Here is a 12,187-nt window from a genome sequence, read left to right as displayed (position 1 = left end):
GTCGGCCCCGATGAGCCACCCAGACGAGCCGACCGAGGACCCGACCGGGCAGCCGACCGGGCAGGCGACCGGGGCGCCCGCCGACCCCGGGCGCAGGCCCCGGGTGGCCGTCGTCTTCGGCGGCCGGTCCAGCGAGCACGCCATCTCGTGCGTGACGGCCGGCAGCGTCCTGCAGGCCCTCGACCCCGACCGCTACGACGTGGTCCCGATCGGCATCGCGACCGACGGCCGCTGGGTGCTGGAGTCCGCCGAGCCGGAGCGACTGCGCATCGAGGCGCCCGACCGACTGCCGTCGGTCGACCCGGACCGCGCCGCGGTGTCGCTGAGCCGTGACGCCCGTGGCACGTCCTTGGTCGTCGCCGAGCCGAGCGCGCCACCGCGCGCGCTCGGTGAGGTCGACGTCGTCTTCCCCCTGCTGCACGGGCCGTGGGGCGAGGACGGCACGCTGCAGGGGATGCTCGAGATGGCCGGGGTGCGCTACGTCGGCGCCGGCGTGCTTGCCTCGGCGGTGAGCATGGACAAGGCGTTCATGAAGGTGGTGCTGGCCGCGGCCGGGCTGCCGGTGCTGCCCTCGACGACGGTCACCGCCAGCGAGTGGGCACGCGACCCGTCGGGCTGCCGGGCGCGTGCGGCAGAGCTGGGCTATCCGCTCTTCGCCAAGCCGGCCCGCGGCGGCTCCAGCATCGGCATCTCCAAGGTGCACGACGAGTCCGAGCTGGAGGCAGCGATCCTGGCCGCCGCCGAGCATGACCCCAAGGTGCTGGTCGAGGTGGCGGCCGAGGGCGCACGCGAGGTGGAGTGCGGGGTCCTGGGCTCCTTCGACGGTCCGCCGGAGACCAGCGTGCCCGCCGAGATCCGGATCGGCGGCGAGCACGAGTTCTACGACTTCGCCGCCAAGTACCTTCCCGAGGAGCACACCGAGCTCGACGTCCCGGCGGAGCTGGAGCCCGGCGTCACGGAGCGGCTGCAGGCGCTGGCGGCCCGCGCCTTCGAGGCGGTGGGCTGCGAGGGGCTGGCCCGCGTCGACTTCTTCGTGATGCCCGGCGGCGAGCTGGTGGTCAACGAGATCAACACGATGCCCGGGTTCACCCCGACCTCGATGTTCCCGCGGATGTGGGCGGCCTCCGGGCTCGACTACCCGAGTCTGGTCGACCGTCTGATCCAGCTGGCACTGGCCCGCGGGACCGGTCTGCGCTGACGGTTCGACCGGTCGACGTACCGGCTCAGCGGCAGCGCGACTCGCGCGTGAGCGGACGCCGGATGGCGGGCGCCAGGTCGACCTGAGCGGCCGGCGCGCCCTGCCGCCAGTAGGCCTCCGGCACCGTCACCTGCACCGCCGGCCGGAAGCCGATCGTGGTCATCGTGACCGAGGTCGGCTGGTCGCCCATCTCGTCGACCGGGACGTACCACCCGACGCCGTCGACCTCCACGCAGGGGGAGAACTCGTCGAAGTCGGCGGGCATGTCGGCGCCGCAGACGAGCACGATCGCGGGGTCGCCGTAGGCGGCGCCGAGGGCGTCCTCGGGGTCGACCGGGCGACGCAGCTCGTCGGCGACGGTGTCGGGCAGCGCGTCGACGAGGTCCGTGCAGGCGGCCTGGTCGGCTGCCTCGAGCGTCGGCGAGCCGATCGGGACCTTGTCGGACTCGCACGCGGACAGGAGGCCTACGAGCAGCAGGGCCACGGAAAGCAGGGCCACGCGTAGCAGGTCCGTCGCCCGGAGCCCGGCGATCCGGGACGGCGCGCGGCGGAACAAGGTCGGGGTGAAGCGGTGGAGGAGAGGGGCAGGGTCAGATGTGGACGACCGGGCAGGTGAGGGTGCGGGTGATGCCGTCGAGCGTCTGCACCTTGGCCACGACCAGCTTGCCGAGCTCGTCGACGTTGCGCGCCTCGGCCCGCACGATCACGTCGTAGGGACCGGTGACGTCCTCCGCCAGCGTGACGCCCTTGACCTGGGCGATCGCCTTCGCGACCTCGGCGGCCTTGCCGACGTCGGTCTGGATCAGGATGTATGCCTGCACGACCATGGGCTCTCCTCCGGTGGGGTCGGACGGATGACGAGACCAACCTATCGTGCGGGGAGCGCACCTCGGCCAGCGGGACTGGCGGCTGACGGGGCCCTACGGGGGTGCGTCGTGCGGCCGGTGAGGCGCCGTTGAGGCCCCTCCGAGGAGCCAGATCGTCCATTTCGGCCTCGAGATCAGCGATCTCGCTCCTCGGAGGCGTCAAACCCCGACCGCGCGCCCTGCCGCCAGGGGCCGCCGGATCTGGTGGGATGGCCCCATGACCTTCCCGCCCGAGGCGACCCTGGGAGAGGTCGGCGAGTTCGGGCTCATCGATGCGCTCACCCCGCTGTTCGCGGGGGAGGACGCACAGGTGCTCGTCGGGCCGGGCGACGACGCGGCCGTGCTCCGGGTGAAGACGGGCCACGTCGTGATGTCGACCGACCTGATGGTGGAGGGACGCCACTTCCGCCGCGACTGGTGCTCGGGCGAGGACGTCGGCCACCGCGCGGCGGCGCAGAACCTCTCCGACATCAACGCGATGGGCGGCCGGGCCCGGTGGCTGACGATCGGACTGGCCGCTCCGGCCGGCCTGCCGGCGTCCTGGGCCGTCGACTTCGCCCGGGGCTTCGCCGACGAGGCCCGACTGGTCGGCGCCACCGTCGTGGGCGGCGACCTCACGGCGGCCGACGAGGTGGTCGTGTCGGTCACCGTGCTCGGCACCTGCACCGTCGCGCCGGTGCTCCGCTCGGGCGCGGAGGCGGGTGACGTGGTCGCGCTCTGCGGCCGGCAGGGCTGGGCGGCGGGTGGGCTGACCGTGCTCGGTCGGGGGTTCCGGTCGCCACGCGTGCTGGTGGAGGCCTACCGCCGACCGGAGCCGCCGTACGACGCGGGGCCGGCGGCCGCCGACGCCGGCGCCACCTCGATGGTGGACGTATCCGACGGACTCGTGGCCGACGCCGGCCACCTGGCGCGGGCCTCCGGGGTGCGGTTCGACCTGCGCACCGAGGCGCTGGACGTGCCGGAGCCGCTGCAGGCGGTGGCGGCCGCGCTCGGCGCCGACCCGGTGACGCTGGTGCTCGGCGGGGGTGACGACCATGCCCTGCTGGCGACCTTCCCCGGCGGTGCGACGTTGCCCCCCGGCTGGACCGTGATCGGCGAGGTGCTGGCCGGGGAGGGGGTCACCGTCGACGGCGAGACCTACGACGGCAGCCCGGGGTTCACCCACTTCTGAGCCCAGCGGCAGGTGAGCCCCGCCGCCCTCGGGCAGCCCGGGCAGCGCCGGCCCGGAAATCACGAAGGGCCCCGCCGGATCGGCGGAGCCCTGTCGAGACGAGGTCAGCTGGTCAGCGAGTGACCTTGCCGGCCTTGAGGCAGCCCGTGCACACGTTGAGGCGCTTGGGCGTGCCGTTGACCGTGGCCCGGACGCGCTGGATGTTGGGGTTGAAACGACGCTTGGTGATCTTGCGCGACCAGGGTCGGTTGTTGCCGAAGCTGGGCTTCTTGGCGCAGATGTCGCAGACGGCAGCCACCGTGAACTCCTGAAACGATCGAGATGCGTTGGGTCGGACGCCCTGCGCGCTCCCGGACCGGGTCGCGTGGGCAACCGCACAAGAGTAGCCGACCCGCGCCGACAGCCCGAAATCGTGCCCGCGACCCTGCCGGGCGTCCGAGCTCCCTGCCGTTAGCCTGACCCACGTGGAGACGAGCGCGGACACCGGCCCGCGGGCGGCGGTGCGCCCGGACGGCCAGGCCCGGCGTCCCATCGAGCTGTCGGCGATGCTGCGCTTCGCCGACCTGGCCACCGACCACCTGGCCGCGGCCAGGGAGGAGATCGACGCCCTCAACGTCTATCCGGTGCCCGACGGCGACACCGGCACCAACATGTTCCTCACCATGTCCGCGGGTCGCGATGCGCTCCGCGAGCAGGCGGCCCTCGACCCCGAGGCCGAGGTCGCGCCGGCGATGCAGGCGCTGGCCCGCGGGTCGCTCCTGGGGGCGCGCGGCAACTCGGGGGTCATCCTGAGCCAGATCCTCGGCGCGGTCGCCGGGCGGATCGCGCGCGCCACGTCCGACGAGCGCGCGGCCCGGGTGCTCGCCGAGGCGCTCAGCGAGGCCACCGAGGCGTCGTACGCCGCGGTGGGGCGACCCGTCGAGGGCACCATCCTGACCGTGATGCGGGCCGCGTCCGAGGCCGCCGCCCCGTTCGTCGACGCCCCCGGAGCGCGGGCCCGCGACGTCTTCGGCGCTGCCGCGACGGCCGCCCGCGAGGCGCTGGCGCGGACGCCCGAGCAGCTCGAGACGCTGCGCGACGCGGGGGTCGTCGATGCCGGCGGTCGGGGGCTGTGCGTGGTGCTCGACGCCGCCGAGACCGTGCTGACCGGACGGCGCGCCCCCTCGGCCCCGGCGCCGCTGGGGACCCACCAGATCCCCACCCCCCGTCCGGGGGAGGACCTCACCCCCGACGGTCCGGCCTACGAGGTGATGTACCTCCTCGACGCGGACGCCGACGCCATCCCTCCGCTGCGCGCCGCGCTGGCAGACCAGGGCGACTCCTTGGTCGTGGTCGGTGGCGGCGGGCTCTGGAACGTCCACGTCCACGTCGACGAGGTCGGCCCCGCCATCGAGGCCGGCATCGCCGCCGGCCGCCCCCACCGGATCCGCGTCGTGCACTTCGCCGAGCAGGTCGCCGCCGCCCGCGCCAAGGTTGCCCGGGCGGGGGAGACGCACGGACGGGCGGTCGTCGCCGTCGCGGCCGGTCCGGGGCTGGGCGCGCTGTTCGAGGAGGCCGGCGCGACCGCGATCCCCGGTGGCCCGGGCGACCGTCCGTCGGCGGCGATGCTGCTGGAGGCGATCGTCGCCTCGGGCGCCTCGGAGGTGGTGCTGCTGCCCAACGACGCCGACTCGGTGAGCGTCGCCGAGATCGCGGCTCGCACCGCCGAGCAGGACCACGACGTCCGGGCGGCCGTGATCGCGACCCACACCCAGGTCCAGGGGATCGCGGCGCTGGCGGTGCACGAGCCGGGCCGGGCCTTCGACCAGGACGTGCTCGAGATGACGGCCACCGCCCGGCACGTCCGCCATGGCGCGGTGACGGTCGCGGCGCGGCAGGCCATGACGATGGCCGGCCCCTGCGAGCCCGGCGACGTGCTCGGCGTGATCGCCGGCGACTTCGCGATCGTCGGCGACGACCTCGAGCAGGTCGCCCGCCAGGTGCTCGACCGGTTGCTCGGCGGTGGTGGTGAGCTCGTCACGCTCGTCGGGGGCGCCGGGGACGGGGCGGGCCAGGGCAGCCTGGCGCAACGCTGCGCGGCCTACGTCACCGAGCGACACCCCTATGTCGACGCCGTGGTGTACGACGGTGGGCAGGAGCGCTACCCGCTCCTGCTGTCGGTCGAGTAGCCGGAGGGAGTCTCGCGTGATCACGCTCGACTCGCCGGTCGAGGCGGTGCTCGGCGACCTCTCGGGCCGCGCCGGCACCGGCAAGCGCAAGGCGATCGTCGAGGGGCTGGGGCTGCGGACCGTTGGCGACCTGCTGCGGCACTTCCCGCGCCGCTACCTCGAGACGGGTCGGCTGACCCGGGTCCGCGACCTGCGGCCGGGCCAGGTGCTGACCGTGGTCGGCGAGATCACCCACAGCCAGGTCAAGACCTACACCGACCGGCGCACCCGGCGGCCGGCGTACCGTCTCGAGACCACGCTGCACACCGACGGGGCCGACCTGTCGATCACCTTCTTCGCCAAGAACCAGGGCACGGCCGGCTGGTTCGGGCGCACCTACGCCGAGGGGCGGCGCGGTCTGTTCGTCGGGCAGGTCTCGACGTTCGGCCGCCAGTGGCAGCTGACCAACCCGCGCGCGGTGATGTTCGCCGCTGACGGCTCCGACGACGAGGACCCCGACACCGTCGCCGTGCTGACCGGCACGCAGGGGCTCTATCCGCTCTACCCCCTCACCAAGGGTCTCGACTCGTGGGACCTCCAGCGCGCGGTGACCTTCGCCCGCACCGTGCTCGACGACGGCCAGCCGCCCGACGTGCTGCCCGCGGAGGTCCGCGAGCGGCACGGCCTGCCCGACGCCCGCACCGCGCTCGACTGGATCCACGCGCCCGACGACCGGGCGCAGGTCGACGCCGCCCGCCGCCACTACCGCTTCAGCGAGGCGCTGGTGACCCAGCTGGTGCTGGCCCGCCGCCGCGCCGCGGTCCGCGCGCAGGGGGCGCAGGCCCGCACCGGCGGCGGCGGGCTGCTCGCGGCGTTCGACGAGCGACTTCCCTTCACGCTGACCGAGGGTCAGCGCGCGATCGGCGAGCAGATCTTCGACGACCTGGCCCATCCCTGGCCGATGAACCGCCTGCTCCAGGGCGAGGTCGGCTCCGGCAAGACCGTGGTGGCGCTGCGGGCGATGCTGCGCGTGGTCGACTCCGGCGGCCAGGCGGCGCTGCTCGCGCCGACCGAGGTGCTCGCCCAGCAGCACCACCGCTCGGTCACCGCGATGCTCGGAGACCTGGCCCAGGGCGGGATGCTCGGCGGTGCCGAGCACGGCACCACCGTCGCGCTGCTCACCGGCTCGCAGTCCAAGGCGCAGCGGCAGCAGGCGCTGCTCGACATCGTCACCGGCGACGCCGGCCTGGTGATCGGCACCCACGCGCTGCTCCAGGAGCACGTCGAGTTCGCCGATCTCGGCCTGGTCGTGGTCGACGAGCAGCACCGCTTCGGCGTGGAGCAGCGGGCCGCCCTCACCGACAAGGCCGGCACGCCCCCGCACGTGCTGGTGATGACCGCGACGCCGATCCCGCGCACGGTCGCCATGACCGTCTTCGGCGACCTCGAGGTCTCCACGCTCACCGAGCTGCCCGCCGGACGGGAGCCGATCCAGACGACGGTGGTGCCGCTCTTCGAGCAGCCCGGCTGGGTCTCCCGGGTCTGGGCGCGAGTCCGCGAGGAGGTGGCAGCCGGACGCCAGGCCTACGTCCTCTGTCCGCGCATCTCCGACGACGACTCCGAGCCGGGGGAGATCCCGGTCGTCGACTACGACGACGAGGGCAACCCGATCACGCCGCCCACGACGCTCGCCGCCGTGGAGCAGATGACCACCGAGCTGACGCTGGGTGAGCTCAACGGGCTGCGGGTGGCGATGCTCCACGGCCGGCTGCCGGCCGACGAGAAGGACCGCACCATGCGGGCCTTCGCCGCCGGGGAGATCGACGTGCTGGTGTGCACCACGGTGATCGAGGTCGGCGTCGACGTCGGCAACGCCACCACCATGGTGGTGCTCGACGCCGACCGGTTCGGCATCTCCCAGCTCCACCAGCTGCGTGGCCGGGTCGGCCGCGGCGGCCACCCGGGGCTGTGTCTCCTGGTCACCGCCGCCGAGGCGGAGACCCCGCCCGCGAGCGGCTCGCCGCCGTCGCCGCCACCACCGACGGCTTCGAGCTGTCCCGGGTCGACCTCGAGCTGCGCCGCGAGGGCGACGTCCTCGGCGCCTCCCAGCACGGCTTCCGCTCCTCGCTCCAGGACCTCCGGGTCCTGCGCGACGAGGACACCATCGTGGCGGCGCGGGAGGAGGCCGAGCGCCTGCTCGAGGCCGACCCGGAGCTCCGTGGCGCGCCCGAGCTGGAGGCGGCGGTGCTCGCGCTGGAGGTCTCCGTCGAGTCCGAGTTCATGGAGAAGTCGTGACCCGGATCATCGGCGGCGTGGCCCGTGGCCGGCGGCTCGCCACCCCCCACGGCGACCGCACCCGGCCCACGTCCGACCGGGTCCGGGGGGCCCTGTTCTCCTCCGTCGAGTCGTGGTGTGGCTCGCTCCACGACCTCCGCTTCCTCGACCTCTACGCCGGCTCCGGCGCGGTCGGCCTGGAGGCCTGGTCGCGTGGCGCCGCCCACGTGACGCTGGTCGAGCAGGACCGTCGCACGGCCGCGCTGGTCGCCGCCAACGCGCGCGACCTGGGCTGCGAGGTGGCGCACGTCGTGACGGCCTCCGCGATGACCGCGCTGAGCCGCGACCCCGGCGCGCCGTTCGACGTCGTCTACGCCGACCCGCCCTACCCCCTGCCCACGCCCGATGTCGTCGCGCTGCTCGAGCGGCTCGTCGGCCACGGCTGGCTCCACGACGAGACGCTGGTGGTGGTGGAGCGGGCGACGCGCAGCCAGCCGCTGGCCTGGCCGGCCGGCCTGGTCGGCGACCGCGAGCGCCGCTACGGCGAGACCGTTCTTTGGTACGGTCACGCCGACCTGCTCCCCGACCCGGGGGAGCCCGCCGGAGCGGAGGAGCGCCGATGACCCGCCCCCTCGTCCGGGTGGTCTGCCCCGGCTCGTTCGACCCGGTGACCAACGGCCACCTCGACGTGATCTCCCGGGCCGCCCGCCTCTACGACGAGGTCGTGGTCGCCGTCGGCGTCAACGTCAGCAAGACCCGCCTGTTCACCGCCGAGGAGCGGATGGACATGCTTCGCCAGGCCTGCGCGGGCTTCACCAACGTGCGCGTCGAGGGCTTCTCCGGGCTGCTCACCGACTTCTGCCGCCGGCAGGACGCCCTGGCCATCGTCAAGGGGCTGCGCACCGGCGACTTCGACTACGAGCTGCAGATGGCGCAGATGAACGCCCGGCTGGCTCCTGAGGTCGAGACGGTCTTCCTCCCGACCGCGCCCGAGCTCGCCTACCTCGCGTCGTCGCTGGTCAAGGAGGTCGCCTCGCTCGGCGGGGACGTCACCGGGCTGCTGCCCGAGCCGGTGCGCGAGCGGTTGCTGACCCGGCTGGCCGAGCGGCGTACTTCCGAGGCGTGAGCGGCCGGCCCGGCACCGACCGCAGCGTCGGCCGGTTTGGTCCGGACCGCCCCGACCGATACGATTCTCGCTGATCTGCCGTGTCCGAACACCGGAAGTGACTCCCCTGTCAGGCTTGGACCCGAGAGCGCCGCTCGTGCTCGACACCCACGAGCTCGGTCGCCGCCCGGGGTCCCAGCGACAGGTGTCACGGACGGTGCCGGCTCCGGCTGATCTGGGCATCGACGTCCTGCACGTCCCCGAAGGCTCGCCGGTCGACCTCGACCTGCGGCTGGAGGCGGTCATGGAGGGGGTCCTGGTCACGGGGTCGGCTCACGCCGACCTCGAGGGCGAGTGCGCGCGGTGCCTGGAGCCGATCACCGACGAGGTGGACGCGGACTTCCAGGAGCTGTTCGAGTACGACGACCGCGACCATGGCCGCGAGGGAGACCTCGACGACGACGTCCGCCGGCTCGAGGGAGACCTGCTCGACCTCGAGCCCCTGTTGCGGGATGCGGTGGTGATCGAGCTGCCGTTCCAGCCGCTGTGCACGGACGACTGTCCGGGACTGTGCCCCGAGTGTGGGGCCCGGCTCGCGGACGACCCGGACCACGCACACGACGCGGCGGTGGACCCGCGCTGGGCCGGCCTGGCGGCGCTGCAGCAGGACGAGGACTGACGACCGAGGAGACCAAGACCGTGGCTGTTCCGAAGCGCAAGATGTCGCGCAGCAACACCCGCCACCGCCGTTCCCAGTGGAAGGCCGTGGCGCCCCAGCTGGTGACCTGCGCCAACCCCGCCTGCGGGGCCAAGCACCTCCCGCACCGTGCGTGCGGCGAGTGCGGCCAGTACGGCGCTCGCTCCAGCCGCCGCCAGGTCCTCTGACCCCTCCGGTCCGCTGAGCGAGGAGACCCCGGACTACGGGGTGCTGCGCGAGGCGCTCGGGAACCCTCCGTTGGATCCCGAGCTGCTCGACCGCGCCCTCACCCACCGCTCCTACGCCTACGAGAACGGCGGCATCCCCACCAACGAGCGGCTGGAGTTCCTCGGCGACTCCGTGCTCGGCATCGTCGTCACCGAGACGCTCTACCTCACCCACCCCGACTTCTCCGAGGGCCGGTTGGCCAAGCTGCGGGCCGCGGTCGTCAACGCCCGCGCGCTGGCCGATGTCGCGCGCGGTGTCGGGCTCGGCGAGCACATCAAGCTCGGTCGCGGCGAGGAGACCACCGGTGGCCGCAACAAGGCCTCGATCCTGTCCGACACCGTCGAGGCGGTGATCGGGGCGATCCACCTCTCCGGGGGTCTCGAGGCGGCCGCCGAGACGGTGCACCGGCTCTTCGACCCGGTGTTGGAGGCCGCCGCCGACCTCGGCGCCGGCCTCGACTGGAAGACCTCCCTGCAGGAGCTCACGGCCGAGCTGGGGCTCGGCGTGCCGGAGTACGTCATCGAGGACGACGGCCCCGACCACATGAAGACCTTCACGGCCCAGGTGCGGGTCGGTGACGACCTCTTCGGGCACGGCGTCGGCCGGTCCAAGAAGGAGGCCGAGCAGGGCGCCGCGGAGACCGCCTACGGCGAGCTCCAGGCCGCCCACGGCCGCTAGCCCGAGCGATGCCCGAGCTCCCCGAGGTGGAGGTCGTCCGCCGCGGCCTCGAGACCCACGTCACCGGACGGACCCTGGTCGCCGTCGAGGTGCTGCACCCCCGCCCGGTCCGGCGCGACCCGCGCGGCCCGGAGGGCTTCGCCGCCGCCCTGACCGGTCGTCGGGTCGAGGCGGTCCGCCGTCGCGGCAAGTACTTCTGGCTGGCCCTCGACCACGGCGACGCCCTGCTCGGCCACCTGGGCATGAGCGGGCAGATGCTGGTGCAGCCGGTCGGCGCCCCCGACGAGCGGCACCTGCGGGTCCGCTTCGCCCTGTCGCCGGCGCTCGCCGACACCGAGGGGGAGCGGCTCGAGCTGCGCTTCGTCGACCAGCGGATGTTCGGTGGCCTGGCGTTCTCGCCCGGCGGCGCGGAGCTGCCCTCCGAGATCGCCCACATCGCCCGCGACCCCCTCGACCCGGCCTTCGACGACGACGCCTTCGTCGGCCGGGTGCGCCGACGGTCCTCGGGCATCAAGCGGCAGCTGCTCGACCAGTCCCTCGTCAGCGGCGTCGGCAACATCTACGCCGACGAGGCTCTGTGGCGGGCCCGGGTGCACGGCGAGCGGCCCGGCGACCGGCTGACCCGCGCCCAGGTGCGTGAGGTGCTGGCGCAGGCCCGTGCGGTGATGGCCGCCGCGCTCGACGAGGGCGGCACCTCCTTCGACGCGCTCTACGTCAACGTCAACGGCGAGTCCGGGTACTTCGACCGGTCCCTGCTCGCCTATGGCCAGGAGGGGCTGCCCTGCGGTCGGTGCGGTACGCCGATCCGCCGGGTGTCGTTCATGAACCGGTCGTCGTACTTCTGCCCGCACTGCCAGCCGGCCCCGCGCCGTCGGCGTACCGGCCTAGACACCTGATGTTGGTTTGACCGGGGGCCCCGCGAGTGAGACTCTTGAAGGCAGCCCGGTTCGGGATCGTTCGCCGAACAACACTCCAGACCCCCGGAGGGTTCACTTCATGGCCAAGGCGCTGATCGGCTACCTGAACAGCGACCTGCACACCGACCGACTCGCCGTCGAGAATGCTCGGCTGCGCGTCCGCGTGGGCGAGCTCGAGTCCCTGGTGCTTCGTCTCCAGGAGGAGAACGACGCGCTGCTGTCCGCCCGGGCCGCCGCGCTGCTCGACCTCGACGCGGACGCGATGGACGCCGAGCTCGACACCGTGCAGGAGATGCAGCCCGCCTGATCCCAGGCAACCACCCCGGCCCTGTGCCGGGGGAGCGGTGCGTCCGCAGCGAAACTCCGATGACGCCGCCCCGGCGGGCGAGTAGCCTCTCGTCCTCGTGAGCCGCCTCGTCGAGACCGTCGTCCCGAAGCGGCTCGGCCGGCCGTTCCGCTGGCTGCTCGCCTCGTCCTGGGTGACCAACCTCGGCGACGGCATCGCGCTGGCCGCCGGCCCGCTGCTGATCGCCTCGCAGACCCATGACCCGTTGCTGGTCGCGCTGGCGCCGCTGCTGCAGCAGCTGCCGTGGCTGCTGTTCGGGCTGTACGCCGGCGTGCTCGCGGACCGCCTGGACCGCCGGCTGCTGATCATGGTCGGCGACCTGGCTCGCGCCGGTGTGGTGGCAGTGCTGGTCGGGCTCATCTGGACCGACACGCTGTCGATCACCCTGCTGCTGGCGTTGCTGTTCCTGGTGGGCGTGGCCGAGACGTTCGTCGACACCACCGGCGGCACGCTGGCGCCGATGCTGGTCGCGAAGGCCGACCTGGGGATCGCCAACGCCCGGGTCTTCACCGGCTACCTCACCCTGAACCAGCTCGCCGGACCTCCGGTCGGCGCGGCGC

Annotated in this window: 15 protein-coding genes and 1 pseudogene; 13 read left to right on the top strand and 3 right to left on the bottom strand. The window is 73.7% G+C overall.

The genetic code is table 11. The annotated features are described in order from the left end of the window. Positions 1–10 precede the first annotated feature (10 nt). Positions 11–1,198, top strand: a complete 1,188-nt coding sequence (locus R2740_RS18060; RefSeq protein ID WP_371304081.1) for a D-alanine--D-alanine ligase — start codon at positions 11–13, stop codon at positions 1,196–1,198. Positions 1,199–1,223: 25 nt separating this feature from the next. On the opposite strand, the gene R2740_RS18055 is transcribed toward R2740_RS18060, so the two are convergent. After that, on the bottom strand, positions 1,224–1,697 hold the full coding sequence (locus R2740_RS18055; protein WP_371304080.1) for a DUF3515 domain-containing protein: 474 nt from the start codon (positions 1,695–1,697) through the stop codon (positions 1,224–1,226). A gap of 91 nt (positions 1,698–1,788) precedes the next feature. Next, on the bottom strand, positions 1,789–2,025 hold the full coding sequence (locus R2740_RS18050) for an Lrp/AsnC family transcriptional regulator (protein WP_244932230.1): 237 nt from the start codon (positions 2,023–2,025) through the stop codon (positions 1,789–1,791). Between the two features lie 256 nt (positions 2,026–2,281). Here R2740_RS18050 and R2740_RS18045 point away from each other — a divergent pair, with 256 nt between their 5' ends. Continuing rightward, positions 2,282–3,235, top strand: coding sequence for a thiamine-phosphate kinase (locus tag R2740_RS18045; RefSeq protein WP_371304079.1), 954 nt, complete (start codon positions 2,282–2,284; stop codon positions 3,233–3,235). A 112-nt stretch (positions 3,236–3,347) separates the two neighbouring features. On the opposite strand, the gene rpmB is transcribed toward R2740_RS18045, so the two are convergent. Then, positions 3,348–3,533, bottom strand: a complete 186-nt coding sequence (gene rpmB / locus R2740_RS18040; protein WP_371304078.1) for a 50S ribosomal protein L28 — start codon at positions 3,531–3,533, stop codon at positions 3,348–3,350. Between the two features lie 166 nt (positions 3,534–3,699). Here rpmB and R2740_RS18035 point away from each other — a divergent pair, with 166 nt between their 5' ends. The 11 genes and pseudogenes from R2740_RS18035 to R2740_RS17985 form a co-directional block, all read left to right on the top strand. Next, positions 3,700–5,403 carry a DAK2 domain-containing protein gene (locus R2740_RS18035; protein ID WP_371304077.1) on the top strand — a complete coding sequence of 568 codons (1,704 nt, stop codon included), beginning with the start codon at positions 3,700–3,702 and terminating at the stop codon, positions 5,401–5,403. Beyond that, positions 5,339–7,279 (top strand): annotated as a pseudogene (locus R2740_RS18030) (ATP-dependent DNA helicase RecG); the annotation flags it as partial. The gene R2740_RS18035 and the pseudogene R2740_RS18030, both read left to right, overlap by 65 nt. Further along, a complete protein-coding gene (locus R2740_RS18025) occupies positions 7,216–7,677 on the top strand; it encodes a hypothetical protein (RefSeq protein ID WP_371304099.1) in 462 nt (153 codons plus the stop codon). The pseudogene R2740_RS18030 and the gene R2740_RS18025, both read left to right, overlap by 64 nt. Next, positions 7,674–8,279: a 16S rRNA (guanine(966)-N(2))-methyltransferase RsmD gene (gene rsmD / locus R2740_RS18020; RefSeq protein ID WP_371304098.1), complete on the top strand. Its 606-nt coding sequence runs from the start codon at positions 7,674–7,676 to the stop codon at positions 8,277–8,279. The genes R2740_RS18025 and rsmD overlap by 4 nt, the downstream gene beginning before the upstream one ends. Then, the gene (coaD, locus tag R2740_RS18015; protein ID WP_371304097.1) at positions 8,276–8,782 is read left to right on the top strand and encodes a pantetheine-phosphate adenylyltransferase; all 507 of its coding nucleotides are present in this window, start codon (positions 8,276–8,278) and stop codon (positions 8,780–8,782) included. The genes rsmD and coaD overlap by 4 nt, the downstream gene beginning before the upstream one ends. A gap of 106 nt (positions 8,783–8,888) precedes the next feature. Further along, entirely contained in the window at positions 8,889–9,440 is a 552-nt protein-coding gene (locus R2740_RS18010; protein WP_371304096.1) for a DUF177 domain-containing protein, read from the top strand. 20 nt (positions 9,441–9,460) lie between these two features. Further along, positions 9,461–9,646, top strand: coding sequence for a 50S ribosomal protein L32 (rpmF, locus tag R2740_RS18005; RefSeq protein ID WP_371304076.1), 186 nt, complete (start codon positions 9,461–9,463; stop codon positions 9,644–9,646). Between the two features lie 40 nt (positions 9,647–9,686). After that, positions 9,687–10,364, top strand: coding sequence for a ribonuclease III (gene rnc, locus R2740_RS18000; RefSeq protein WP_371304075.1), 678 nt, complete (start codon positions 9,687–9,689; stop codon positions 10,362–10,364). An 8-nt stretch (positions 10,365–10,372) separates the two neighbouring features. After that, positions 10,373–11,260, top strand: coding sequence for a bifunctional DNA-formamidopyrimidine glycosylase/DNA-(apurinic or apyrimidinic site) lyase (gene mutM / locus R2740_RS17995; RefSeq protein ID WP_371304074.1), 888 nt, complete (start codon positions 10,373–10,375; stop codon positions 11,258–11,260). A gap of 100 nt (positions 11,261–11,360) precedes the next feature. Further along, positions 11,361–11,588, top strand: a complete 228-nt coding sequence (locus R2740_RS17990; RefSeq protein WP_371304073.1) for a hypothetical protein — start codon at positions 11,361–11,363, stop codon at positions 11,586–11,588. Positions 11,589–11,685: 97 nt separating this feature from the next. After that, the coding region (locus R2740_RS17985; protein ID WP_371304072.1) for an MFS transporter at positions 11,686–12,187 on the top strand (502 nt) is incomplete at its 3' end.

It is taken from the genome of Nocardioides sp., from assembly GCF_041393715.1.
GTDB lineage: Bacteria > Actinomycetota > Actinomycetes > Propionibacteriales > Nocardioidaceae > Nocardioides.
This window is presented reverse-complemented; position numbering and strand designations above follow the sequence as displayed.

Bases quoted from the DNA above. Each gene is read 5' to 3' on its own strand.
- R2740_RS18060 (WP_371304081.1), top strand. From the start codon at position 11: ATGAGCCACCCAGACGAGCCGACCGAGGACCCGACCGGGCAGCCGACC.
- R2740_RS18050 (WP_244932230.1), bottom strand. From the start codon at position 2,025: ATGGTCGTGCAGGCATACATCCTGATCCAGACCGACGTCGGCAAGGCC.
- R2740_RS18045 (WP_371304079.1), top strand. From the start codon at position 2,282: ATGACCTTCCCGCCCGAGGCGACCCTGGGAGAGGTCGGCGAGTTCGGG.
- coaD (WP_371304097.1), top strand. From the start codon at position 8,276: ATGACCCGCCCCCTCGTCCGGGTGGTCTGCCCCGGCTCGTTCGACCCG.
- mutM (WP_371304074.1), top strand. From the start codon at position 10,373: ATGCCCGAGCTCCCCGAGGTGGAGGTCGTCCGCCGCGGCCTCGAGACC.
- R2740_RS17990 (WP_371304073.1), top strand. From the start codon at position 11,361: ATGGCCAAGGCGCTGATCGGCTACCTGAACAGCGACCTGCACACCGAC.